General features: G+C 43.7%; 22 protein-coding genes and 7 tRNA genes. 4 read left to right on the forward strand and 25 right to left on the reverse strand.

The window, feature by feature from the left end; all coding sequences use genetic code 11:
• Positions 1–75: 75 nt before the first annotated feature.
• The 10 genes from nrdD to WBS51_RS04820 all read right to left on the reverse strand — a co-directional run bounded on the left by nrdD (position 76) and on the right by WBS51_RS04820 (position 14072).
• Positions 76–2211, reverse strand: coding sequence for an anaerobic ribonucleoside-triphosphate reductase (gene nrdD / locus WBS51_RS04775; protein WP_294462046.1), 2136 nt, complete (start codon positions 2209–2211; stop codon positions 76–78).
• Positions 2212–2550: 339 nt separating this feature from the next.
• Positions 2551–3897 (reverse strand): MATE family efflux transporter, encoded by a 1347-nt coding sequence (locus tag WBS51_RS04780; RefSeq protein WP_331520322.1) that lies wholly within the window; start codon positions 3895–3897, stop codon positions 2551–2553.
• Positions 3898–3945: 48 nt separating this feature from the next.
• Positions 3946–4779 carry a diaminopimelate epimerase gene (gene dapF / locus WBS51_RS04785; RefSeq protein WP_173748429.1) on the reverse strand — a complete coding sequence of 278 codons (834 nt, stop codon included), beginning with the start codon at positions 4777–4779 and terminating at the stop codon, positions 3946–3948.
• Between the two features lie 23 nt (positions 4780–4802).
• Positions 4803–5696 (reverse strand): aldose 1-epimerase family protein, encoded by an 894-nt coding sequence (locus WBS51_RS04790; protein WP_173748427.1) that lies wholly within the window; start codon positions 5694–5696, stop codon positions 4803–4805.
• Positions 5697–5858: 162 nt separating this feature from the next.
• On the reverse strand, positions 5859–6020 hold the full coding sequence (gene rd, locus WBS51_RS04795; protein ID WP_173748425.1) for a rubredoxin: 162 nt from the start codon (positions 6018–6020) through the stop codon (positions 5859–5861).
• Between the two features lie 211 nt (positions 6021–6231).
• The gene (locus tag WBS51_RS04800; RefSeq protein ID WP_330660239.1) at positions 6232–6615 is read right to left on the reverse strand and encodes a group II intron maturase-specific domain-containing protein; all 384 of its coding nucleotides are present in this window, start codon (positions 6613–6615) and stop codon (positions 6232–6234) included.
• Positions 6616–6734: 119 nt separating this feature from the next.
• The gene (locus WBS51_RS04805; RefSeq protein WP_330489627.1) at positions 6735–7517 is read right to left on the reverse strand and encodes a reverse transcriptase domain-containing protein; all 783 of its coding nucleotides are present in this window, start codon (positions 7515–7517) and stop codon (positions 6735–6737) included.
• 532 nt (positions 7518–8049) lie between these two features.
• Positions 8050–9384, reverse strand: coding sequence for a Na+/H+ antiporter family protein (locus tag WBS51_RS04810; protein WP_173748424.1), 1335 nt, complete (start codon positions 9382–9384; stop codon positions 8050–8052).
• Between the two features lie 92 nt (positions 9385–9476).
• Positions 9477–11012, reverse strand: a complete 1536-nt coding sequence (gene hutH / locus WBS51_RS04815) for a histidine ammonia-lyase (protein WP_173748422.1) — start codon at positions 11010–11012, stop codon at positions 9477–9479.
• Between the two features lie 189 nt (positions 11013–11201).
• Positions 11202–14072, reverse strand: coding sequence for a BTAD domain-containing putative transcriptional regulator (locus tag WBS51_RS04820; RefSeq protein WP_291683313.1), 2871 nt, complete (start codon positions 14070–14072; stop codon positions 11202–11204).
• A gap of 179 nt (positions 14073–14251) precedes the next feature.
• On the opposite strand from WBS51_RS04820, the gene WBS51_RS04825 reads away from it, so the two are divergent.
• The 4 genes from WBS51_RS04825 (at position 14252) to WBS51_RS04840 (ending at position 17231) form a co-directional block, all read left to right on the forward strand.
• On the forward strand, positions 14252–14644 hold the full coding sequence (locus WBS51_RS04825) for a DUF3783 domain-containing protein (protein WP_173748418.1): 393 nt from the start codon (positions 14252–14254) through the stop codon (positions 14642–14644).
• 138 nt (positions 14645–14782) lie between these two features.
• Positions 14783–15547, forward strand: coding sequence for a polysaccharide deacetylase family protein (locus WBS51_RS04830; protein WP_173748415.1), 765 nt, complete (start codon positions 14783–14785; stop codon positions 15545–15547).
• Positions 15548–15618: 71 nt separating this feature from the next.
• Entirely contained in the window at positions 15619–16212 is a 594-nt protein-coding gene (locus WBS51_RS04835; protein ID WP_294462035.1) for a sigma-70 family RNA polymerase sigma factor, read from the forward strand.
• Positions 16209–17231, forward strand: a complete 1023-nt coding sequence (locus WBS51_RS04840) for a DUF4179 domain-containing protein (protein ID WP_173748413.1) — start codon at positions 16209–16211, stop codon at positions 17229–17231. The genes WBS51_RS04835 and WBS51_RS04840 overlap by 4 nt, the downstream gene beginning before the upstream one ends.
• Before the next feature lie 90 nt (positions 17232–17321).
• Here WBS51_RS04840 and WBS51_RS04845 read toward each other — a convergent pair whose 3' ends face one another.
• The 15 genes from WBS51_RS04845 to WBS51_RS04915 form a co-directional block, all read right to left on the reverse strand.
• Positions 17322–19469 carry a putative bifunctional diguanylate cyclase/phosphodiesterase gene (locus WBS51_RS04845; RefSeq protein ID WP_342694051.1) on the reverse strand — a complete coding sequence of 716 codons (2148 nt, stop codon included), beginning with the start codon at positions 19467–19469 and terminating at the stop codon, positions 17322–17324.
• 115 nt (positions 19470–19584) lie between these two features.
• Positions 19585–19665, reverse strand: a tRNA-Leu gene (locus WBS51_RS04850).
• A 62-nt stretch (positions 19666–19727) separates the two neighbouring features.
• Positions 19728–19800 (reverse strand) — tRNA-Lys (locus WBS51_RS04855).
• 15 nt (positions 19801–19815) lie between these two features.
• Positions 19816–19887, reverse strand: a tRNA-Gln gene (locus WBS51_RS04860).
• Between the two features lie 19 nt (positions 19888–19906).
• Positions 19907–19980 (reverse strand) — tRNA-His (locus WBS51_RS04865).
• A 22-nt stretch (positions 19981–20002) separates the two neighbouring features.
• Positions 20003–20076: transfer RNA gene (locus tag WBS51_RS04870), tRNA-Arg, on the reverse strand.
• A gap of 26 nt (positions 20077–20102) precedes the next feature.
• Positions 20103–20173 (reverse strand) — tRNA-Gly (locus WBS51_RS04875).
• 31 nt (positions 20174–20204) lie between these two features.
• Positions 20205–20279 (reverse strand) — tRNA-Pro (locus WBS51_RS04880).
• Between the two features lie 220 nt (positions 20280–20499).
• Positions 20500–20979: a metallophosphoesterase family protein gene (locus WBS51_RS04885; RefSeq protein WP_173748409.1), complete on the reverse strand. Its 480-nt coding sequence runs from the start codon at positions 20977–20979 to the stop codon at positions 20500–20502.
• 40 nt (positions 20980–21019) lie between these two features.
• Entirely contained in the window at positions 21020–21619 is a 600-nt protein-coding gene (locus WBS51_RS04890) for an XTP/dITP diphosphatase (RefSeq protein WP_291683524.1), read from the reverse strand.
• On the reverse strand, positions 21616–22794 hold the full coding sequence (locus tag WBS51_RS04895; protein WP_173748405.1) for a THUMP domain-containing class I SAM-dependent RNA methyltransferase: 1179 nt from the start codon (positions 22792–22794) through the stop codon (positions 21616–21618). Before WBS51_RS04895 ends, WBS51_RS04890 begins: the two co-directional genes overlap by 4 nt.
• Complete coding sequence (gene yfcE / locus WBS51_RS04900) at positions 22794–23336, reverse strand: phosphodiesterase (RefSeq protein ID WP_173748403.1); 543 nt, start codon at positions 23334–23336, stop codon at positions 22794–22796. Before yfcE ends, WBS51_RS04895 begins: the two co-directional genes overlap by 1 nt.
• 45 nt (positions 23337–23381) lie before the next feature.
• Complete coding sequence (locus WBS51_RS04905; protein WP_173748401.1) at positions 23382–23714, reverse strand: rhodanese-like domain-containing protein; 333 nt, start codon at positions 23712–23714, stop codon at positions 23382–23384.
• Positions 23715–23882: 168 nt separating this feature from the next.
• Positions 23883–24035: a hypothetical protein gene (locus WBS51_RS04910; protein WP_173748399.1), complete on the reverse strand. Its 153-nt coding sequence runs from the start codon at positions 24033–24035 to the stop codon at positions 23883–23885.
• 294 nt (positions 24036–24329) lie between these two features.
• Complete coding sequence (locus WBS51_RS04915) at positions 24330–24770, reverse strand: DUF1700 domain-containing protein (RefSeq protein WP_291683525.1); 441 nt, start codon at positions 24768–24770, stop codon at positions 24330–24332.
• Positions 24771–24782: the final 12 nt, after the last annotated feature.

The raw sequence follows: 24782 nt of genomic DNA on the forward strand, positions 1-24782 counted from the left end.
CACAAAAAGAGCGCTGTTCCTGTAGAGGTGGAGAAGACTTCTGTCTCTTCTCCTCTTCTGGGACAGCGCATATATTTACATAGATTTCCGCTCTGCAATTTCCGCCATCTTAGCAGAATTCAGACGGGTATCTCCGTGTACACGGCTATAGGAAAGGTAGCCGTTCATACGATCAATTTTGGTCAGATTGGTGGAACCGCATACCGGACACACATCCATTTCCAGCTCCTCATGACCACAGTCATCACAGTAAGCCAAAGACAGGTTCACGCCCTCATAATAGCCCAAATCCATAGCTCTGCGCACCAGTGCCCGAATGGCGTCTACATTGTATCCAATGGGATAACGCACATACTGAATTTTGCCGCCATTGCAGAGTTCCCAGAATCTGCCCTCGCAATCCTGCTTCTCAATGGGAGTCATTTCCTCTGTTACATGGCAGTGGAAGCTGTTGCTCACATACGGACGATCAGAAACCCCCTCCACGATACCGTACATCTTTCTGAACTGCTCTACCTGAAGGCCGCAGAGACTCTCTGCCGGAGTACCGTAAATGGCATACAGATTGCCGTCCTCATATTTGTACTGCTCTACTTTTTTATTGATATACTGCAGTACTTCCAAGGCAAACTTGCCGTCCTCGCGAATGGATTTACCGTTGTACAACTCCTGCAGTTCATTTAATGCCGTAATACCAAAAGAAGCAGTCATCGGTTTTAAAAGCGGTTTAATCTTATCCGAAGGTTTTAAGTTGCCGCCGTAAAAACCGCCCTCACAGTAAGCCAGCGGATTTGTGGACGCCTTCATCTCACCCAGATAATCGTAAGTACGAATATGCAGGTGACGAATCATTTCCAGATAAAAATCCAGCACCTCGTAGAAATCCTTATTCTCGGCTCTGGCCTTTGCCAGAATCATGGGAAGATGGAGGCTGACTGCGCCCACGTTAAACCGTCCCACAAATACAGGAACGTCCTTATCATCTGCCGGAGTCATGCCGCCTCTTTCGTACCAGGGGCTTAAAAAGGCTCTGCAGCCCATAGGACTGATAACCTTTCCGTATCTTTTATACATACTGGAAATATAGCCCTTGCCGCTTAAAGAAAGCCAGTCCGGATACATGGTTTTGGCAGAACAGGAAATTCCTGCCTCAAACACATCCTCCCCTTCTCTGCCCTCTCCATGAAGATTCTCATCATAGAGGAACACAATCTTTGGAAACAGCACCGGTTTTTTATGACCTTCTCTTCCCTGTCCGCCCTTGTGAACCTCCAGAAGAGAAATGCTGCACATTTTCTCAAATTTCTTCATACCCAGTCCCAGAGTCACGGTAACAAAAGGATAATCTCCTCTGGAAGATCCCACCGTATTCAGCTTATACTCTATTCCCTGCCAGCCCTGGTCGAAGTCTCTCTTTACCTTATCCACAGCATACTGCTCGGCTCTCTCCTCTGCCAGTTCCCAGTCCGGGGCTACATAAGCAAGAAATTCTTCCTTATATTTTTCGTAGCTTTTTTCCGCATAAGGGGCCAGAATCTTGTCCACTTCCGGCACGGTAAAGCCGCCGTACTGCTGGGCTGCCGTACTGAGCACAATATCTCCCATAACGTCAAAAGCCGTATCCAGGGTCTTCGGCTCATTGTACCACACATTTCCCATTTCAAAGCCGCCTCTTAACACATTAGCCACGTCAAAGAGACAGCAGTTCATGGTATCCAGACGGGCAGACTGGTCGTGAATATAAATATACCCGTCCTTGCAGGCCTGCAGTTCGTTGCGGTTCATAAAGAACTTCCGATACAGTTCTTTATTCAGTTCATTGAAAATCAGGCTGCGCTTGGTAGCCACCAGGGCGCTGTCCGTATTGGCATTGCTCTTGTCCCCAATGTAGCGGATGGACTGGCTCTTGGTATACACCTCATCCATCATATGAATAAAGTCATGCTTATAATTGCGATAATCTCTGTAGCTCTTTGCAACAGATGGATTGACTTCTTCCAGAGCCCCCTCCACAATATTGTGCATATCCTGAATGGAAATCTCTTCTTTATCCAGAGAATCCGCCTTTTCCTGGGCATAGCGGCAGATAAATTTCACCTCATCCTCTTTGAAATTATACATAATTCTGGATGCGGATTTGTTCACTGCCCTCACGATTTTCTGAACATCAAAATCCTCTTTCGTACCATCTTTCTTAACTACATACATCATCACTTTCACCTCATACACTTTAAAACACTATATCTGGTATAGTATAATATTTTTCACTTTTCATTTCACAACATTTTGTATTCCACAGTATATCACTTTTCACACAGGAAAGAAAGTGGGAATATTGCACAATTCTGTACTAATATTCTCCACTTTCCTCTATTATCCCCGTATTCAACATACTTCGACAAAATGTCACCTGACAAAAAAAGTTTTTCTTTTCCTGATTTTTTCCCTCTTTTCGTTTTATGGAAACCGGTTTTCGGCACAACATTATTGAAAGTGCACAATTTCATTTTTGTCAAGGGGTACTTTCTATTTTCTCCTGTAATATTTCGTTTATCTGGTAACGTTTCGCAGCCACTTATACGTTTTATAGCGGTACACCGAAAACGGTATCTTGATAATCTCATCGCTGCACAGCAGAATATAAACCCAGGGCATGGGAATCCCCAGAACAAAAGCCCCCACTGCAGAGCCCAGGATAGAGCAAAGCCACATCACGCTCACGTCCAGAATCAACCCGAACCGGGTGTCCCCTCCTGCCCGGAAAATCCCCACAATCATCGTGGTATTCACAGACTGCCCCACCACATAATAGGACATAATCAGCATCATAGCCGTCAGATAGCTTTTGGCCAGAGGGGTGAGATTCAGCAGGCTTTTAACCAGAGGCGAAATGCCCAGTATCAGAAGTCCCCCGCCGATACCGCATAAAACAGCAATCTTTACAAAGCGCCTTCCGTACTCTCTGGCCAGTTCCTCTTTCTTCTCTCCGATGGCCTTTCCAATCATAATAGCCGCTGCGCTGGAAATACCAAAGCCAATCACCATAGAAAGCTGTCTGCATACCTGCGCCACGGAGTGAGCTGCCACAGCAGAACTGCCCAGATGTCCCACAATAGCGGAAATAGCCGCCATACCCGCGCCCCATGCCAGTTCGTTTAAAAGCACCGGAAAGGCATAGGTAAAGAAATCTTTTCCCAGGGCTTTGTCTTTTACAAAGAAATCCCGCCAGCGAATTTTCACCACATCGTTCATCTTCACTGCATAAAAAACCACAATCAGCACTTCTATGGTTCTTGCAAGCAGCGTTCCCAGCGCTGCGCCTGCTGCTCCCATTGCCGGGACTCCCAAAAGTCCGAAAATAAAAATTGCATTAAAAATAATATTAGCCAGCAGAGACGTACCGTACACAACGGTAGCGATAACCACCTTCTCCACACTGCGGATAATATTCAGATACACATTGGTAAATGCAGACAGCATATAGGAAAATGCCACAATCCGCAGATAGCTGACCCCTGCCTCAATGACAGCCTGGTCTGTGGTAAAAATCCGCATTAAAAGAGCCGGAAACACCAGTGCTGCCAAAGTAAAGACTGCAGCAGCCAAAAGGGAAATCCGAAAAGACATACCCATAACCTTTTCAATGGTTCTGGTATCCTTCTTTCCCCAATATTGTGCCGTCAGCACACAAGCCCCGGAAGTCAGTCCGAAAAATAAAAGGGAAAGGATAAAATACACCTGATTTGCCAGGGAAACGCCGGAAAGCGCTGTCTCCCCTACCTTTCCAAGCATAATGACATCCGTAGAGGTTACACCTACGTTAATCAGATTCTGAATCGCCATAGGCATAACCAGACGGGCTACATTGGAATAAAACCTTTTATCTTCAAGGCTCATACTTCTTTTTAAAACCATTTCTCTAATCTTTTTCTCCTGTTTTTTTATTTAAAGCCGGATTTCTCCGTCAAATACCACCTGGGCCGGGCCAGTCATATAAACCAGATTGTCCTCTCTGTCCCAGGCAATCTTCAAATCTCCCCCTAAAAGCTTTACGGTGACTGCATCTTCCGTGTAACCGTTTAAAGCGCAGGCAACGGCCACAGCGCAGGCTCCTGTTCCGCAGGCCAGAGTTTCTCCGCTGCCCCTCTCCCAAACCCGCATTTCCACCGTTTTGCGGTCCAGAACACGGACAAATTCCGTATTCACACTCTCCGGAAAGGCCTGGTGTTTTTCAAAGTCCGGTCCCACCTTTTCAATATCCAGGTTCTGCACGTCCTCCACAAACACTACAGCATGAGGATTTCCCATCGATACCGCAGTCACCTCATAAATGTTTTCTCCTACGTTTAAAGGTTTGGCAATCACCGGAGACTGGGGATACTTCATAGGAATTTTCTCTGCTTCCAGTATGGGCCTTCCCATATTCACCCTGATTTCCACTGCCTTTCCGTCTTTCACCGTCAAATCCAGATACTTGATTCCGCTTTTGGTATCCACAGAAATCTGAGTCTTTTTAGTCAGACCATAGTCATACACATATTTTGCAACACAGCGAATACCATTTCCGCACATGGCTCCCTGACTTCCGTCTGCGTTGTACATTTCCATTTCAAAATCAGCTTTTTCAGATGGTTTGATTAAAATCAATCCGTCTGAACCAATGCCAAAATGACGGTCACTGACCTTTATAGCTGTTTCAGAAGGATGTTCTACCCTTTCCTCCAGACAATTCACATACACATAATCATTTCCGATTCCCTGCATTTTCGTAAACTTCATCTTCCGTTTCCTCCAATCTCCTGTCATCTGCTTTCTGATGTTTCCTGCAATTTCAATTTAAAAAATCCGGAATAATACCCCTTTGGCTGCAGTATCTGCAGGTTTTCCTGGGTTTCCAAATCCTCAATCACATCTTTTCGGGACGGCAGAGAACTCCATGGCTCTATGCACACATAAGGCGCATCTGTATGGGGCATATGCCAGATGCCCAGATAGGGAAGCCCCTTTGTTTCCATCTCCAGTCCCACACTTCCTTTTTCTGCTTCCAGACGCAGGCGGGTGGGAACATTTCTTAAGATAATGGCGTCATGGTCAAACAAATCATGCCGCAGGTGCAGCCGCTTCTGTTCGTCAAGTGGAAAGGCTTCATCCTTTCCGGTTACAAAGCAGTCTTCTGACATGCCTACCCGCATCATATTTTCTGAGGAAGCAAACGCAATATCATAGTCCTCAAAAGAGAGTCCCTCTTCCCAGGGAAGCAAAAAGCCGGGATGTCCGCCTATACCAAAGTACATTTTCTTTCTGTCTTTGTTCTTCACACTGTAAGTCACTTTCAGTTCCTTTCCCTGCAGCTGGTATTTCAATTTCAGTTCAAAGTGAAATGGATACTGCCGGTAAGTTTCTTCACTGTCCCGTAAAGAAAATACGATTTTATCTGCTGTTTTGTCCTTTACCTTTAAAACAGAATCTTTCAGAAATCCATGAATATCCATTTCATAGGTTTTTCCCCGATATGTATATTTTCCCTGTGTCAAACGTGCAATGTACGGAAACAGGTTAATAGCGCTGTCTCCCCAGTATTTCTCATCTCTCTGCCACAAGTATTCTCTTCCTTTTGTATCCTTTATGGAACACATCTGTCCCCCCAGGTCTTCTATAGACACTTCCAGATTTTCATTTTTAATTGTGTAAATCATCCCTGTACTCCTCCTGTATAAAAATCCATTACCACTATATTAAAGCAATTTCGCCTTTTTCGCAAACAGATTTCTGCCAAAAAGCAAAAAAGAAGAAACCTCCTCTGTGGGAAATTTCTCCTTTTCCTGTTCTTTAACAGACTTTGCTGCTTGTATATGGAATTAGTCTTCCTCTACAAATTCTTCTTTTCCAAGACCACAGACTGGGCATACCCAATCTTCCGGAAGGTCTTCAAAAGCTGTTCCCGGTTCGATTCCGTTATCCGGGTCTCCTAATTCAGGGTCATATACATATCCGCATGGTTCACATACATATTTTTTCATGGTTAAATACCTCCTGTTAAAATTTATTTTTTCACATTTTCTGAAATTCATTCTTCAGTTCTTATTCAGTCTACCACAGTTTCTCAAAAGTTTCCAGACTAATTTTGTAAAGTTTTTAAAAATTTTTTCAAAATCGGGTAGGAGGTAAATAATTATTTTATTTACCGTCCTCCCACACCACCTAGCATACCGTTCGGTACTAGGCGGTTCTTTAGTTTTCACAAACTACCAGATAATAGTCAAGCATGGATGTATATCCTAGCTTGGCTATTATTTTCTTTGAAAAGATTTGATTCAAGACTTTCGCCATTCTCCAATATCCTTTTCTACTACATACAAGTTCCTTCGCTCTCCAATGTTCCATTCCCAATGCTTTCAACATTCGATACTTTGTTTTGATTTTCTTCCATTGTTTCCAATAAACTGCTCGGATTCTACGTCTTGCCCATTCATCCGTTGTTTTGAGAAGTCCTTTCATATCTGCTAGTCTAAAGTATTCCACCCATCCTCGCACATACTCTTGGTACTTCTTTTCTCGCTCTGCATTACTAATACCTTTGTTTCTATCAGTAAGTTCTCGAATTCTATTTTTCATCTTGGCTACTGACTTTTGATGTACTCTGAATCTGCATTTGCCTTTGTATCTATAAAAGGTATACCCTAGATACTTGACCTTGCTGATGTGAGCCACCTCTGTTTTCTTCCTGTTTACTTTCAGAAATAACTTTCCTTCAATAATATGTTGCTGAGCAACGGACTCAATGGTCCACCTTGTGGCATTCCGACTTCTGTTCGCTCGAATTTCCCGTTTGCCATCACTCCCGCATTCAGGTATTTTTGTATTAACGAAATCACTCTTCCATCCTTGATGGTTCGTGACAATACCTCTATTAACTTACTTTGACATACGGTATCAAAAAACTTCTCCAAGCCCATATCCACTACATATACATAGCCGTCATTTACGTTCTTTTGGCATTGTCTAAGGGCATCATGTGCTCCTCTTTTCGGTCTGAATCCAAAACTATTCTCTGAGAATTGCTCCTCAAAGATTGGTGAGAGTTCCTGTGCTATCGCCTGTTGAATCACTCTGTCAACGACAGTAGGAACTCCCAGCTTTCGAAACTCGCCTTTTGTTTCCTTGGGTATTTCTACCCTGCGAACTGGGTTAGGCTTATATCTTCCTTCCCTTACCTCTTGGATTAAGGCTTCTTGGTTTCTTCTTAGGAATGGCAGAAGTTCATCCACCTGCATTCCATCAATTCCGCCTTTCCCTTTGTTTCTTTTGACTTGCTTATAGGCATTGTTAAGATTGTCTTTCCGCAAAATCAAATCCAAAAGATTGTTCGTCCAATAGTCTGTGATGACACCGCTCTTTTCAGTAATCTTAGAGTAGTCGAACACTTCTGCATACTCTTTCTGTTCCGCAGATACCATTTGCAGATAGTCCTCTATATGAAGTTGTCTGTTCTTAAATCCACTTTCAGTTACATTCATTGCTTGTGTCTCCTAAAGTTCAGCCCTTCGCCGACGTTTGCAACCGTCGGTTTACTATGGCTTCTGCTGACTTCTCGCCATTCGTTGTTACTCACGGATTTCATACTCTGTTTCCATCCGCTGACGAGACCTCCCTTGGTACCACACGTCACTTTCTCTCCATGTATCTGCCACATTTACTATAGTTAATTCCGGGTAGTTATAGGACTTCAGTTTGTGTCGCAACCTTATCCTTAACTATAGCCTGATGTGATTTCTGTTCGTCAGACCAGAGATTTGCCATCCGACTTCCTTCAGATTCCACCTCACGATGGACACCCTTGTCATTGGCTGTATCCTTCCCACTACTAGGGCGGATTAGGGACTTGCACCCTTTAGTGACGTGCGCCGCAAGGCGCACGACAAAAGAATCTGCTCCGCAGGCGACGGAACAGATTCTTCCTGCATGATGTAACAATAGACGATTGCTATCTATTATATATATAAGTGTAACGGGTGCCGAATCAGATTATCGAACATCCACGTCTTACTCTTATAAGAACTGAGCTGCAACGATTGCTGCAATCATCAGCGGGATATTGAAGTGTAAGAATGTCGGTACACAAGTATCCCAAATATGGTCATGCTGACCATCTGCGTTCAGACCGGAGGTTGGTCCAAGCGTGGTATCTGATGCAGGTGAACCAGCATCTCCAAGCGCTGCTGCTGCCGACATCAGAACGATTGTTGCTGCCGGTGAGAAACCAATCTCATGACATAACGGAACGTATAATACTGCCAGTACAGGAACTGTACCGAAAGAAGTACCAATACCCATGGTTACCAACAGACCAATTAAAGTAATAATCGTTGCTGCAATCCACTTATTTCCGCCCATTAAGGAAATCGCACTCTTAACAAGTTCATTTACAGCACCTGTATTCTGCAGAACAGTTGCAAAACCACCTGCTACCAACATAACAAATGCAATGAATCCCATTAATTTAATACCGCCCTGGAACTGCTCGTCAATATCTTTCGGTTTTACTGCACGGAAGATAAACATAACCAGAAGACCCCCAAGAGCTGCCACCGGAAGAGAACCGTAGATAATCTGAAGTGCAACTACAACGACGATAGCGGCCAGTGTTACCCAGTGTTCATATTTCAGTGTCAAATCTTCTGTTTCATGTACACCCTCAAGCTGAATATCTTTGTATTCACGAGGCTTTCTGTATGTAATGAATACGGCGATAGCAAGACCGATAACCATAGCTACTGCAAGAATCCAGTTTACTTTTGTGATATCCCCAACAGTAACTTTCCAGCCAAAATCTTTCGCATTATCGTTGATATTATCTCGGATAATACCCATGAAAATCAAACCAAATCCCATAGGAACTGCGATGTACGGTGCTTTATGACCAAAAGCGATAGTACATGCAACTCCACGTCTGTCCAGTTTCATCTTGTTCATCATAGCCAGTAATGGCGGAACCAGAATCGGGATGTATGCAATGTGAATCGGAATGATATTCTGGGATGCACATGCAATAACCAGTAAGATAGTCAACAGAATCCATTTATTTCCGCCTACTGCTTTTGCAATTTTTTTGGAAAGGATTTCCGTGATACCGGTATAAGCCATAGCAGAAGCAAAAGTACCAAGCAGTACGTAAGCCAATGCTGTTTCTGCATTGCCGCTGAAACCGGCCACTACAGAACTCATAATACTTGCTTCATCACCGCTGCTGACAATGGGCAGTCCGCCGATAAGTCCGGCAACAAATAATGAAATTAACATGGATAAAAGTACATTTACTTTCAACAGGCAGAGTACACAAAGAAGTAACACTGCCACAATAACAGGATTAAGTAAATTTTCCATAAATAAACCTCCCTCTTTTTTACCTTGATGCCGCCGCTAAAGGGGTCCCTCTCCAAACGCCGCGGCACCGCACCCGCAATATAAATTTTGCTTTATCTTGTTTCGATTGCCTGACCGATAGCTTCCTCAACTGCTTTAATCAGAGAACCATTTTCAATGATTTCTTCGCAGTAGTTGATATCACCGTATAATTCGCGGTCATCATCTAAGGTTGCCACCTGTTTACGAACTAAATCGTAAGCAGCCTGTGTACCTTTACCAAGGCCTTTATTTCCTCTCATATCGATACCCTGGCAGGCAACCATCAATTCCATAGCAAGAACACGTCTTACGTTCTTAGCAATCTCTCCAGCTTTTCTTGCTGCAATGGTACCCATGGATACATGGTCTTCCTGACCTGCAGAAGACGGAATACTGTCAACAGATGCAGGATGTGCAAGAACCTTGTTTTCAGATACTAATGCTGCTGCTGAGTACTGAACAATCATGAAACCGGAGCAAACTCCACCGTGCGGTGTAAGGAATGCAGGCAAATCACTGTATGCCGGGTTTACCAGACGCTCAATACGTCTTTCAGAAACGTTTGCCAGTTCAGCTACACCGATACCAAGGAAGTCAAAGCTAAGCGCCATTGGCTGACCGTGGAAGTTACCGCCTGAAATACCTGCACGGTCTTCCTTGAAGATAATCGGGTTATCTGTTACAGAATTGATTTCAATATTTACTCTATCTAATACATAGTTGATGGCGTCTTTGCTTGCGCCGTGAATCTGCGGTGAACATCTTAAGGAATAAGCGTCCTGTACGCGGATTTCGCCCTGGCGTGTAGTATTTTTGCTGCCTTCCAGCAATTTCAGAAGGTTTCTTGCAGTAGCAAGCTGTCCGGAGTGCGGACGTACATCATGTACTCTGTGGTCTAAGGCGTCTACCACACCGTTCTGTGCTTCAAAGCAAAGAGCGTCAGCAATATCCGCTACTTTCAGTAAGTTCAATGCATCATAAAGTGCAAGAGAACCTGCAGAAGTCATAGCCTGTGTACCATTGTTTAAAGCCAGACCTTCTTTTGCAGATAATTCAATTGTAGGAATACCTGCACGTTTCATTGCTTCTGCGCCCGGAAGGAGTTCGCCTTCGTAATAAGCCATACCAAGTCCCAGCATTGGCAGAACCATATGAGACAATGGTGCAAGGTCACCGGAAGCGCCTAAAGAACCTTTTTCCGGAATAAATGCTGTCACGCCTTTGTTCAGCATATCAACCATGGTCTGTACAGTTTCCAGACGGATACCTGAGAATCCTTTTACCAGATTGTTGATACGAAGAAGCATAATGCCCCTTGCAATATCTTCTGAGAACGGATTTCCGGCACCTACCGCATGTGTAATAATCAGGTTTTTCTGAAGTGCTTTACACTGATCCTGTGAAATCACCACATCACTGAACTTACCAAATCCGGTAGTGATTCCGTATACAACCTTTTCTTCCGCAACCAGGTCATCAACTACCTTTCTGGATTCGATGATGTTCTGTTTTGCTTCTTCTGCTAATTCGATTTTCGCATGACCACGACAAATAGCAGCAATCTGCTCCAGTGTCAGGTCTTTTCCCGTGATTACAATATTACTCATATCGCACCCTCTTTTCCTATATATATTATATGTGGAATTATACAGATTTAGGTGTCAAAAAAGCGTCAATAAATGTCATTTTGCATAATGTATTTTTAGACGTTTTGTAGAACGCTTGTATTTATCCACATCCCCAAAGCATGTTGCTTCGATACAAGTGTACAACTTTACTATATTAACACAATAAAATCACCCGGTAATGTAAGACTGAATCTCTTCCAAAAGCCGCATGGTTGTGGGATTTTTGATTTTATCTGACAACTCTTTGCTGTCCCGGTAATAGTCTCTGGCTTCTTCTTTTCTGTTCTCTCTCCACAGAAGCATAGCCATGTAAGCCTCTGCTCTCTCCAGTCCCCAGTAATATCCATGGCGTTTCAGACAGGAAACGGCTTTTTCCAGATATTCTTCTGCCAGCTTATCCTGCTGCTGCAAATAAAAAATCTGTCCCAAACCGGAATAAAACTGCCCCAGACCGTTGGTGATTACTTTTCCGGTTCCCATTTCCACTGCCTTTGTATAGCAGACAACGGCTGCCTCCAAATCCTCCTGCTTTCTCTTAATATCTCCCAGATATCCGTGGCAGGCAGCAATGCTCATGCGGAAATGCTCTTTTTCCTCTGCGCAGGTGCGGAAAAGTTCCATAGCCTCATTCAGCGTTTTCTCCGCCTCTTCGTATGCGCCTTTATGCAGCAGATACCACCCTTTCAGCCTGGTAAAAACGCCTTTTTCCTCTGCAGGCTGTTCTTCTTTTTCCAAAAGCTCCAGTCCTCTGTTTACAAATTCCTCCACTCGAGCCAAATCCTCCACCTGAATACCATAGAAAATCATCTGCTTGAAATTATTCAGCAGCATTTTCTTTTCTCCCAGGTTCTCTGCCAGTTCCATACTCTTTACAATACAGGAAATTCCTGTATTGTACTCTCCCACTGCGATTTTGTAACGCCCTTTGACGTAATACATTTCCATTTTCATTTCCTGTGCCTGATGAGAATTGTCCTCCAGACGAATGACCTCTTCTGCCAGAGCCAGCATTTCCCCTGCCCCTGCCGTAACGCCAAATTCATCATCGCCATATTCAATCTCCCAATGAAGTACAGGAAAATTCTCATTCACAATGGTATAGTATTCTTTCAGGTATTTTATCTTATACTCATATGTTTTCACCTGGTTATGGCATCTCTCATAGTGGTGAATAATCATTGGAAGACACTCGAAATTTTTTTTCGTCTCCGCCTGGCTTTCATAATATTCCGCCAGTATCTGGTGGTACATCCGCCGCTTGCCTACACTTTGCCGCTCATACAGATATTCTCTGAAAATCCGGTGGACAAACTTATAATAAATATTCCAGCCCACCAGTATTTCCTTAATGAGCCGCCTCTCCTGAAGCCGTTCCAGGACCTGAATCAAAGTCAGCCGGTCTAAGCCCGGAAGCAGAAGTTCCAATTCCTCAATACTGATTTTCTCCGGAAAAAGGGACAGACACTCCAAAACCTCTGTCTCCATCGGGGGAAGTTCCGCCAGCCGGGCCTTAATGACATTGGTGGCCTTAGGGGAAATTTCCAGGGTATAGCCCTTTTCTTTAATGAGATTCATGAGTTCCATAAGGAAAAAGGCATTTCCGTCTGTCATCCGGTAAATATTTTCCCTTTTTTCCTCTTCTTTGTCCAGCTGGGGCAAATACCTGTGCAGCAATTCATCGGTTTCCTTTTTTGTAAACGAATTTAAGGCAATAACCTGCAGGCAATCCTTTTTCATGAGTTTTTCCAGGGATTCCATAACCTTTGTATCGCTGTCCTGACTATAGGTGCACATCAGCAGAATCCTGTCCGTGCCCATGGTGAGAAGTACACGATTCAAAAGCTGAAAACTCATCTGATCCATATACTGAATATCGTCAAAAAACAGCACTACTTTATGACGCTGCACAATTCGCCGAAACATTTCCAACACCGACTGTTCCATAATCTGATAGGTGAGTCGTCCCATTTTTTCATTTCCTTCAGAGAGAATTCCCTTCAGCACTTTTTTCAGTTTTCCTCTTTCATCATCCGTAATGTCCCGTTCCAGAAGCCCGCTTTCCATGCACTGCTCGATTTCCCAGAAAATATCATTCCAGGGACGGAGGAAAAATTCGCTTTCGTCTTTATAGCAGGCCGCATACAAAGACACCATCTGATACCCTTTTACCATCTGCCTGGTCTTTTCCAAAAGGGCGGATTTTCCCACGCCTTCTTCTCCTCCTATGGCAACACACTGGGGATGCGGCCATTTCCCTGAACCGGTAAGGCACTCGCTGATACGATAAATTTCCTCTGTCCTTCCCGTAAACGGCAAATTCCAGCTGCCATTGTCCACAGCAATATTTCCCTTCACATTGAAAATACGGTGAAACAATTCTGTAACCTCCGGTGAAGGCTCTACTCCCAGTTCTTCCTCCAGCACTTTTTCCAAATCATAATACAGCTTAATGGCCATATTATAATTGCCCCCGGACGCATAAATATCCATAACCTCCTGATAAAGCTTTTCATTATAAGGGTCATGCTTTAACAGGATGTTGCTGTATTTCTGTATCTGAGACATATCCTTCACCGCATCGGCCTCATAAAGTCTCTGACGGACAGACTTAATAAAAGACTGGTTGTACTGCTCCTGCATGGCATCCACCCATTCCTCAAATTCATAACTGTTTTTAATATGAAAATGAGACAGGAAACCTTCTTCCTCATGTTCCAGAATATTCTCCTCTGTAATGCTGTCCCAGTCAATCTCGGGCATACATTCCGGATTCAGGGAAATGCTGGTGTGTCCCGCAGTCACCAGTATTTCCTTTCCCAACAGTTTTTTTATCTGATAGACAGCTTCCCGCAGATTTTTCCGTCCTACATTTTCATTGTCCGCTCCCCAGAGCACATAAATAATTTCTTCTCTTGTGGCAGTCTTTTTCACGCACAGATAATAGAAAAATCCTTCTGCTTTCTTGTAAGGAAAATTCACTCTTTCCCCATTTGCTTCTACATATGGTCTGCCCAAAAGATGTACTTTGATTCTATCCAAATTCTATCCCTCACATTCTATATACCCCTAAGTATACTAATCTCCATGTCCAATGTCAACATACGCAAAGCGCAAAAAATTCGTCTAAAACTTTCTTGAAATTTCTCAGAAAATCCGTTGAAAAATTTTCTCTTAAAGTATATGATTACAGTATCACATACGCATTAGGGGGACATAACATGAACCGCAAACCAACCATACTTTACTATGACAACGGGCAGGAGGACAAGCGCAGACTGCTGGAAAAATCCATAAACCGTATGGGCTTTTCCCTGATGCCTGTCACGCCGGCCCATTTTCAGCAGACCGTAGGATATCTGGCAAAAGTCAAGGGATTTCCTATGAAGAAGATTTCTCCCCTGGAAGTACTTCCCGGCATCTCTCAGGAAGTCATGGTCTTATGTTATTTTTCCGAGGAAAATCTGGATACCCTGTTGGCTGCCATGAAAAACGGCAAAATTCCCCAGGTAGCACTGAAAGCCATCCTGACTGCCCAAAACAGTTTCTGGACGTTTATCCAGCTTTTTCAGGAATTAATTGAGGAACACCAGAGACTTCATCAGGAAGAATAAACGGGTTTCTTCTATAATAATAGGGAATTGGAGAACGAAAGTAAATATGGACTGCCGGGGTCTTATGGACCCCGGTTCTTTTTCTCCCCTCTGTGTCATAAACTGTAGATAACCAATCTTCTGAAGGTGGATTTCCTTTTGTCTAAAAAACTACTCAATACCGCTGTGATACTTTCCTTTGCGGGCCTGCTTTTTCTGTGCGCTTCTGCCCTCCTTCCGGACATTGTCTCCGTAAGCAGCACTGTCGGGGGCAGGGAACTTCCGATTTACTGTGTGGAAACCGAAAAACCACAGATTTCTATCAGCTTTGACGCGGCTTGGGGCAACGAAGACACCCAAACACTTCTGGATATTCTGGCCAAACATAACGTAAAAGCCACGTTTTTCATGACTGGGGGCTGGGTAGAAAGCTATCCTGATGATGTAAAAAAAATATACGAAGCCGGGCATGATTTGGGCAATCACAGCGAAAATCACAAATACATGACGAAATTAAGTGATGAAGAAAAGACCCGGGAACTGATGACCGTACATAATAAGGTAAAAGAACTGACTGGCTACGATATGTTCCTCTTCCGTCCTCCCTACGGAGATTACAACAACGAAGTGGTCAGCAATGCCCGTAAAAATAACTATTACCCCATCCAGTGGAATATTGACTCCCTGGACTGGAAAGATTACGGTGCTGACGACATTGTCAAACGGGTTACAGAAAGCAAGAATCTCGGCAACGGCAGTATCATTCTCTGCCACAACGGCGCCAAATACACCAAAGACGCCCTGGATGCCGTTCTTACCACTCTTCAGGATAAAGGCTATGAATTTGTCCCCATTTCCCAGTTGATTTACAGGGAAAACTACCACATGAACCACGAAGGCCGGCAAATCCCGGATAAGAATTAAATTTTTCAAAAAATGATAGAAAATGCAAAAAAAGAAACGAATATATAGTATAAGACAAAATACAGAAGGGAATGATGACAGCCATGAAAGTCACGGAAGAAAATTTTATTCCGCTGCTTTGCCGGAAACATGAAAAAGCACTGGAATATTGCATGCTGCATTACGGCGGTCTGGTAAAAGCTGTGGTGCACCGTTATCTGGGGAGTCTGCCTCAGTACGAAGAAGAATGTCAAAACGATGTCTTCTTTGCTGTATGGAACCATATTGACGCTTATGACCCGGAAAGAAATCCATTTGCCAACTGGATTGCAGGGGTTGCAAGATTAAAAGCGCTGGACTGCAAAAGAAAATATGCCTCTCGTATGCTGGAAACAAGCTGGGAGGCTATGGAAGAAACAGGACAGCCCGTGATACAGGCAGAGTTTTCTGCAGAACTTCAGGCCGTAGAGGAAGAATTTTCAGAGGAAACCCAACAGATACTTGCCTGCTTAAAACCCAAAGACCGGGAACTTTTCCTCCGACTCTACATAGAAGAGGAAAATATGGAGGAAGTCAGCCAGTCCACCGGTCTTGCTAAACCTGTGATTTACAACCGCCTTTCCAGAGGAAAGAAGCGGATTCGCAGCCTGTTTTCTGCAAACAGAGAAAGGAGCCCTCGCTTATGAATGAACAGATTTATACCCTCTTAAACGAAATCGATAATCAACCGGATTCCTATGAAATTCCTCAGGTATCTGATTTGGAAATGAAAAAATGGAAAAAACAATTTTCTTCCCGCCGTGTTTCCCGCCGCAGCCGTAAAAAATATGTGGCTGCTGCTGCGATTGTGTGTATTCTTGGAGGTTCTCTGCTTTTTCCTCCTGCACAGTTTATAGCATACGCCGGTATGAAGACTGTCACCTACAACCTTTCCCAGCTTCTGGGAATTCAGAAGGATTTGTCCCCTTACCGTACCATGGTAGGAAAATCCATAAGCAAAGACGGATATACGGTTACTCTCAATGATGTGGTATTAGATGAAAACATCCTTTACATCTCGGATACCTTTACTCTGCCCCAAAAGAATGAAAACTTTCTGGAACAGGGCGGTACACTTGCAGATGTTAATGTCTTTATTAATGGCAAAATGGTCTCCTGGGGCGCCAGCGGCGGAACGGAGCAGGCAGATGACTATAACCTGGTTTCTTCCAGGAGAATGTCTCTTGATTCTATTGATGCCTCTCAAAATCTGGATATTGAACTGCACTATTCCATGGGCGGCAAAAGTATTGGCAGCTTTTCCTTCACCGCTACAGGAAAAGACCTGATGGCTTCCACTTATACAGTTTCCCTGGATACCACCATAACTCTGCCGGATAAAACCGCCATCCGCTTCTACAAATATTCTTCCAATGCCATGGGACAGCGGATTTACTTTAAAACCTCTACACCGGATACGGTTCCCGCCTATCATATTCTCCTAAAAGGAGAGGATAACCTTGGCAATCCGGTAGAATTTTCCATACGCACCATCCATACAGGTATAGGCTGCATGGAGGTGGACACTCTGGAGAACGGCTATGTCAGTGACGATGCACAGACTCTGACACTCACTCCGTATATTGCAAAAATGCCCCAGGAGAGCGGACAAATGAGCAATGACTACCAGCCTGCAGGGGACAGCTTTACTGTTACTGTAAAATAGCGGTTTTGATTTCTCAGATATAGAAAGGCAGCGGCATGAAACAGCACTTCGAAATGCTTCCGATTTGCTCTTCATGTCACTGCCATCTTTTTAACAGTTCATATCTGCTGTTTGCCTTTGGTATTTTTCCCTCCATACTTCAAATTCTTCTACTGGAAGAGGTGCTGAATACACATATCCCTGAATGAAATCGCAGTCCATGTCTCGAAGTACCTCTACCTGTTCCATCTGCTCGATTCCCTCTGCTACCACATCCATCCCCAAACTGTGGGCAAGACGAATAATGTTTTCCACAATTTTCCGTGATTTCTCATTTTCATTAACAAAAAATTCCCTGTCCAGCTTCAAAATATCCACCTGAAAATCCTTCAGCAGAGAAAGCGACGAATAGGCAAATCCAAAATCATCCAGCGATACCGTAAATCCACAGGCACGAAAATGGTCTAATATATTCTTCACAAAAGAAAGCTGATTATCTTCCAGAAATACCGTTTCCGTAAGTTCCAACTCTATGACCCCGTCGGGGATACCGTAGCGTTCTTTTACCTCCTGATAGCTTTTCCACACATCGCTTCCCGCACTCTTCAAATGATATCGAGAAAGATTGACAGAAATCCCCGTCACAGTCCTGCCTTCCCGAATCCAGCGGCTCATCAGACCGCATACTTCTTCAAACATATATAAATCAAGCTTACATATTTTTCCATTTCTTTCAAACAGCGGAATAAAATCTGCCGGACTGATAATCCCCGCCTCCGGATGAATCCATCGAACCAGAGCCTCTGCCTTACAGGGCTGGCTGTGGGACGGTGATACTTTCGGCTGAAGATAAACCTGAAAATCGTGGTTTTTCAGCGATTCTTCAAACATATTGTTCAGCCATTTCTCCCTGTCAAATTTTCCGGATATGCTGCCGCTGAAAAAGCTGCAGACGTTTTGCTCTGTTCCCATTTTGCTGGCATAGACAGCTTTATTCATCACAGAACTGACTTCTTGAGAATTTTCCAACATGCATACCCCTACGGTGAAATCAATCCGATATCCGCTAAATTTCTGATTTACCATGCTGTTTATCTTTTCAATCTCTGTCTGGATTCTCCTGGAAATAATTTCTTCTTCCGATTCCTGTAAAAACAAGAAAAAGTGATCCACACCGCTTCTGCAAATCAATTCCTGCTCTCTCAAAATTCCCGCAAAGTTCTGATACACAAACTGCAGCGTTTTGTTTCCGTCCTCTTCACTCCAACTTTCATTGATATAGCGGAAATCCACAACATTCAGATACACAATACAGAAAGTTCCCCCTTTGCTGTCTGCCACTTTCTCCGCCTGCTCCAAAAATCCTCCTCTGTTATATCCTCCCGTCAGATTATCTATCAAAAACAGCTTTTCTTTCTTTTTATTTTCTTTCAGCAGACAAAATATCAATATCAGAAATAAAATCAGCACTAGAAAGAACAGCGCAATATAACCATCCATATAAACGCCAATTTGGGATAATAAAACATTAGAAGGAATAATCGCCGCCTGTTCCCAGTCTGTGCCTTCCACCTCACATACACTCACAAACACCGTCCCAGTATCCGGCAGTTCTTTCTGATATACACAGTTCCCCTGTACTTCCGCCTTTTTCAGCAGCTTTTTTACATCCTTATCGGTTATGGAAATAGAAGAATCACCTTCCATAATCATACGTTCCCGATTGTCCATATCCAACAGAATACTGATGCCATACCCCAGATAATCCGTCTGGTTTACCAAAGACTGTATATCCTTATAACTTTGTATTCCCAGCAGCAGCCTGACCGGTTCTCCTTCTTTTCTGACAGGTGCAGAAAAAAGAATGCTTTTATCTTTTACATAAGAAACTACCGACTCCTTCCAGGCTTCCTGGTGTTCTTCTATCCAGTCTTTCACATACGCATAATCCTCTACTGCTGGAAAAAGTGTTCCATCCTCAGACACCAGAATCAGCTTATCCAGTTCCAGCGACTCTTTCTTTCTCTCCAGCAGCCCTTCTGTCAGCAGAAATTCCGGCATTCGACTTAAGCTATCTGCAAAATCACTGATAAATTCTTCTCCTGATTTCAAGCGATAAGATATATGGGCGGCCAGCTGTTGATTATTGTCTGACACATACTCTTCTGCTATTTTGTCCAGCATTTTTCCAAACAGCACTGTATTGCACAATCCACCGCCAAAAACTACAAACACCACTGCCAGAATCCACCATGCCAAAGTCTTTCCCCGTTTTTTTCTTTTTCCACTTCTTTGCCCCCGCTCTTTCTCCACTGTAAAAAGGGTGCCACTCAGTCATCACTCTGATGCTTGCTGCGACACCCTTGCTGTTTACTGCGGATAACAGGACTTGAACCTGCACGTCGTAGACACCAGAACCTAAATCTGGCGCGTCTGCCAATTCCGCCATATCCGCATATTCCATATTTATCTTTTGAAGAAAAAAAGTCCAAACCCAGCTTGGATTTGAACTTCCAGTGAAGCATCGGGGATTCGAACCCCGGACAACTTGATTAAAAGTCAAGTGCTCTACCGACTGAGCTAATGCTCCATATATACTACTTAACTGGGCTAGCTGGATTCGAACCAGCGAGTGCAGGAGTCAAAGTCCTGTGCCTTACCGCTTGGCGATAGCCCAAGACCGCCTTACGGCTAAAGGTGGATAAAGGGATTCGAACCCTTGGCCTCCAGAGCCACAATCTGGCGCGCTAACCAACTGCGCTATACCCACCATATTGCATTCTTATGCAAAACGTGCTTGGAGGGATTCGAACCCCCGACCCACGGCTTAGAAGGCCGTTGCTCTATCCAGCTGAGCTACAAACACATCCCATGAAATCTAAGTTTCATGAAAGCGGGTGATGGGAATCGAACCCACATATCCAGCTTGGAAGGCTGGTGTTCTACCACTGAACTACACCCGCACAAAATCATGCGTTTCTTGTCTTGAAACAATCGGGGTGACAGGATTCGAACCTGCGACCTCCTGGTCCCAAACCAGGCGCTCTAGCCAAGCTGAGCCACACCCCGAAGTGATGTTTTCTTGTCTTCCGAACTCTCTTGCCCGGCGACGAAATATAATATACCATGTCGTCCCAGAAAAGTCAACACTATTTTTAAAATTTTTTTAAAAATTTTTCATGAAATTTTGGTGATGCTTTTGACGCGCTTTTTTCAGGAATCTGGACGCCGGGAAAACGACTGTTTGCGCCTCCCCGACTCCTGGATTGACCGCCTGTAAAAAACAATTCTAAAGATAATGAATCGTATAATGTGCCTCTCCCGCTCCGTCAATTTCCATCATAAGAAAGCTGGGTCTTCTTCCTATCTGCCTCGGATAAGACAGACTTCCCGGATTCAAAACCGTTACCTGATCTTCCATATCTATCTCCGGACGATGGGTATGCCCGTACATGACAATGTCAATACCTCGCAGCATAGCCTCTTCTTTTAGGCGTTCTGTCCCCACAGAAACACCGTAATAGTGTCCATGTGTAATCAGAATATGGTATTCTCCAATCCAAAACTCTTCTTCTCTGGGTAAATCCGAGAAAAAATCATTATTTCCGGACACCATATGTACGGGGCAGCCTGCAATAACCTCTATATAATCTTCCTGCCCTTCCACATCTCCCAGATGAATAAAATGGTCCAGAGGGCCTGTCTGCTCAAGAACTTTTTCCAGATTTTCCGAATGTCCGTGGGTATCACTGACAATTAATATTTTCATACTTGCTTATCCTTCTATTTTACTTATTCTTTTTTCAAAATCACAGCAGATTTTCTTTTTCCAGAAGTTCTTTCATCTTGCGCAGAGCATTTCCTCTGTGACTGATACTGTTTTTCTCCTCAGGCGGAAGTTCTGCAGTAGTCAGTCCACGCTCGGGAAGATAGAAAATAGGGTCGTAGCCAAAGCCGTTTTCTCCCCGCTCTTCGTATCCGATGATACCTTCCACAGTTCCTCTTACCACCAGTTCTTTTCCGTCCGGGAAAACAGCCGCAATGGCGCATACGAACCGCGCTGTTCTCTTTTCGTTCGGCACCCCTTCCAGACGCTCCATAAGGTTTTTATTTTTTACACGGTAGGAAGTATTCTCTCCCATATACCGGGCAGAGTAAATCCCCGGTTCCCCGTTCAGATAATCAATTTCCAGACCGGAATCATCGGCCAGCACCATTTCACCTGCCAGACGGCAGACTTCTCTTGCCTTTATCAGCGCATTTTCCTCAAAACTTGTGCCGTTTTCCTCAATATCTGCACGGATTCCCGCCTGCTTCATAGAAAGGATTTCCAAGGGCAAATCTCCCAGAATCTCTCTTATCTCAACCATTTTGTTTTCATTTCCGGTTGCAAAAATCATTCTCTTCATCTCTCACCCATCTCCTTTGCCGCCAAATTCTCTCTCTTTCTGGGCGGTTTCGGCCCCAGAAACTGATAGTAATACGTTTTCATCATACCATTGTAAATTTTCCGATTCTTATCTGCTTTTCTTCCAATATAACGTTCTGCATCTGCATAGGCCGTAATCAGATACATGGACCAGGCATCCAGTCCGGCAAAACTCTTTCCAATCGTCTCATAAAGGGCGGGCAGATTTTCCCGTTCCTCAATTCGTTCGCCGTAAGGGGGATTTGTCACCAGAAAACCGTATTTCTTCGGATGACTTAAATCTTTTACATCTCTTTGCTGAAAATGAATCAAATGTTCCACTCCGGCTCTTTTGGCATTTTCTCTGGCCGCTTTTACAATCTCTCCGTCCAGATCATAGCCCTGAATATCAGTCTCGATATTGACATTCATCAAATCTCTGGCTTCGTCATGGACATTGTACCAGTATTTTCTGGAAATCAGATTCTTCCAGTCTTCAGATAAAAAGCTTCGATTCATTCCCGGCGCAATATTAGCCGCCATCATAGCTGCCTCAATAGGAAACGTACCGCTGCCGCAGAAAGGGTCTACTAAAATTCGTTCTTTATTCCACGGGGTCAGCTTCAAAAGAGCCGCCGCCAGAGTTTCCGTAATCGGCGCTTTACTGGTAAGCTGGCGGTATCCCCGCTTATGCAGAGAAAGCCCTGTGGTATCAATGCCAATGGTTGCCACGTCTTTCATAAAGGCCACACGCACAGGATAGGAAGGCCCGTCCTCTTCAAACCATTCCACATGATAGACAGATTTCAAACGTTCCACCATGGCTTTTTTCATAATAGACTGAATATCCGAAGGACTAAACAGCTTGCTCTTTACCGAATTGGCCTTAGCCACCCAGAATTTCCCGTTTACCGGAATATAGTCTTCCCAGGGCAGGGCTTTGGTTTTATCAAACAGTTCCTCAAAGGTTACAGCTTTTACCTTTGCCACTTTCAAAAGGATTCTCTCTGTTGTGCGCAGAAATACATTGGCCCTTACAATGGCGTCGGCATCTCCCCAGAAAGTCACCTTTCCGTCCTCCACCTCGCTGATTTCATAGCCCAAATCCTGAATTTCTCTCTTTAAAACCGCCTCCAGCCCGAAATGGCAGGGTGCAATCAATTCAAACGTTTTCATCAAAGCTTTAACTCCTTCACTACTTCTCCGTCAAATCCACGGATACTGAACAGGCCGTCCTCCAACACAGCGTAGGTAGGAATATTTCCTTCCTTAGGTATGGAAACAGAGCCCGGATTTAAAATTGTGTAATTTTCCTTTTTTTCGGCTCTCAGCACATGGGTATGTCCATGCACAAAAATGTCGCCTTTTTTCATTGGCGGAAGGTTGTCTTCATTATATACATGTCCATGGCTGGCATAAATGGTTCTTTCATTATCCATAATAATGCAGTAATCTGCCATAATGGGGAACTGCAGCACCATCTGGTCTACTTCTGCATCACAGTTGCCCCGGACAACATAAAGCTCTTCCTTCACTTCATTCAGCATGGCAATCACCTGCTTGGGAGCATAGTCCTTTGGCAAGTCATTTCTCGGTCCATGGTAAAGCAAATCTCCCAACAGCACCAGACGGTCTGCCTTTTCCTGTTTATAAGCGTCCAGCATTTTTTTGCAATAATACTGTGACCCGTGAATATCTGACGCAAACATATATTTCATATCTTTTTTCTCCTTTGTCCCGGACCGGCTAAAACCGGTCCCTGTTTATTTTTTTATTCTACTATGCTCTGTGGAAAAATACAAGTTAGAACCTTGGTAACATCGAATTCCACCTACCACGGACTTTACCCGAAATCCCATTTTCATCAGTGCTCTGGCTGCAAACAGACTGGTGCTTCCTCGTTCACAGTATACAATCAGCAGCTTTTGTCTGGGAAATTTCCTGCAGATTTCCAGTTCCTCATAGGGCACATTTACCGCTGTGCGAAAATGGCTTTTGTCATAGACGTCGCGCTCCCTTAAATCTATAATTATGGTATCGCTTCTATTTACATATATATCCAATTCCTGCGCCGCAATGGTATCAATACTAAGCATATGTTTACTTCCTTTTATTTTTACTATATCATATGTAGTAAAAAAGCATTTCGCTTATAAAAAGAGAAGAATGCCGCACCAAGGGCTGGGGAGAATATGAAAAAGTATCCATATTCCCCCTAACTGCTTTATGCGGCATTCTCGTCTCAAAAGGGGTGTTACGCTTCTTTATTTGCTTCTGTTCATATTGTCTGCAGCGTTTTTGTCAGATGCCTTATCAGAAGTATGGCAGTTCTGACTTCCGTTGTTCTGTGCATAGGTATTTTTCGTGTTGGAAGCACCTGCTTTGTTTTTATTTGTGTTGTTAGAATTCTTAGCCATTCGTTCTTACCTCCTGGTTTATTTTTTTGATTACAGTCTTAGTATCCCTGTAATCACAAAAAATATGCGGCGAATCCTTCACAATTATATTTCCTATTTTTTAACAATTTTATAAGAAAAAAATAATATTATTGCATTTTTTTTCCTTTTATATTATAATATGGGTTGTAAAAAGAATTTACCCTTCAAAAATTTTTTTTACATTATAACCCCTTATTTAATTATTTATACTCCCCTCGAAACGTCCGGCAGCTCCCCTGTCGGGCGTTTCTCTTTGTCCGAAAACGCTCTTCCCTATCTCTTTTTAAAGTATGAGAGGACAAAAAGGACTGCCGCCACAGCCAGAACTGCAGGTAAAAGAAACGTTACTACCCGCACTACCAGAATAAGCACCAGGAGAGCAATAAACACTCCGGCAAGGATACGCAGGGTATGTCTGTACCGCTCAGTGAGTTTGCCGGCACCACGATTTCCTCCTGCCGTTTCTTTTGGTTCTTCCTGATAAGTGTATTCCTGCTTCTGATAAGCATTTCCTGCAGAAGAGGTTTCCAGAATGGTCCTGGCAATCAGCCTGGGGTCTCCCAGCACATCCAGAATCTCTATTTCTGTCTTTCCCTCCCGCATTTGTTCCTCTATATAAGTCCGATAATATTCCACATGATTTTCTGTCTCCCGGGAAGACAGCTGACTCTGCAGAGTGTCTCTGAGTATTTTTAAAAATTCCTGTTTATTCATAACATCAATCCT

It is taken from the genome of Blautia acetica (genome assembly GCF_038739805.1).
Classification (GTDB): domain Bacteria; phylum Bacillota; class Clostridia; order Lachnospirales; family Lachnospiraceae; genus Blautia.

Excerpts from the sequence above, each read along its gene's own strand:
- nrdD (WP_294462046.1), bottom strand. The coding sequence starts at position 2,211 with ATGATGTATGTAGTTAAGAAAGATGGTACGAAAGAGGATTTTGATGTT.
- WBS51_RS04780 (WP_331520322.1), bottom strand. The coding sequence starts at position 3,897 with ATGAGCCTTGAAGATAAAAGGTTTTATTCCAATGTAGCCCGTCTGGTT.
- dapF (WP_173748429.1), bottom strand. The coding sequence starts at position 4,779 with ATGAAGTTTACGAAAATGCAGGGAATCGGAAATGATTATGTGTATGTG.
- WBS51_RS04790 (WP_173748427.1), bottom strand. The coding sequence starts at position 5,696 with ATGATTTACACAATTAAAAATGAAAATCTGGAAGTGTCTATAGAAGAC.
- rd (WP_173748425.1), bottom strand. The coding sequence starts at position 6,020 with ATGAAAAAATATGTATGTGAACCATGCGGATATGTATATGACCCTGAA.
- WBS51_RS04800 (WP_330660239.1), bottom strand. The coding sequence starts at position 6,615 with ATGAAAAATAGAATTCGAGAACTTACTGATAGAAACAAAGGTATTAGT.
- WBS51_RS04805 (WP_330489627.1), bottom strand. The coding sequence starts at position 7,517 with ATGAATGTAACTGAAAGTGGATTTAAGAACAGACAACTTCATATAGAG.
- WBS51_RS04810 (WP_173748424.1), bottom strand. The coding sequence starts at position 9,384 with ATGGAAAATTTACTTAATCCTGTTATTGTGGCAGTGTTACTTCTTTGT.
- hutH (WP_173748422.1), bottom strand. The coding sequence starts at position 11,012 with ATGAGTAATATTGTAATCACGGGAAAAGACCTGACACTGGAGCAGATT.
- WBS51_RS04825 (WP_173748418.1), top strand. The coding sequence starts at position 14,252 with ATGAACCGCAAACCAACCATACTTTACTATGACAACGGGCAGGAGGAC.
- WBS51_RS04835 (WP_294462035.1), top strand. The coding sequence starts at position 15,619 with ATGATGACAGCCATGAAAGTCACGGAAGAAAATTTTATTCCGCTGCTT.
- WBS51_RS04840 (WP_173748413.1), top strand. The coding sequence starts at position 16,209 with ATGAATGAACAGATTTATACCCTCTTAAACGAAATCGATAATCAACCG.
- WBS51_RS04885 (WP_173748409.1), bottom strand. The coding sequence starts at position 20,979 with ATGAAAATATTAATTGTCAGTGATACCCACGGACATTCGGAAAATCTG.
- WBS51_RS04890 (WP_291683524.1), bottom strand. The coding sequence starts at position 21,619 with ATGAAGAGAATGATTTTTGCAACCGGAAATGAAAACAAAATGGTTGAG.
- WBS51_RS04895 (WP_173748405.1), bottom strand. The coding sequence starts at position 22,794 with ATGAAAACGTTTGAATTGATTGCACCCTGCCATTTCGGGCTGGAGGCG.
- yfcE (WP_173748403.1), bottom strand. The coding sequence starts at position 23,336 with ATGAAATATATGTTTGCGTCAGATATTCACGGGTCACAGTATTATTGC.
- WBS51_RS04905 (WP_173748401.1), bottom strand. The coding sequence starts at position 23,714 with ATGCTTAGTATTGATACCATTGCGGCGCAGGAATTGGATATATATGTA.
- WBS51_RS04910 (WP_173748399.1), bottom strand. The coding sequence starts at position 24,035 with ATGGCTAAGAATTCTAACAACACAAATAAAAACAAAGCAGGTGCTTCC.
- WBS51_RS04915 (WP_291683525.1), bottom strand. The coding sequence starts at position 24,770 with ATGAATAAACAGGAATTTTTAAAAATACTCAGAGACACTCTGCAGAGT.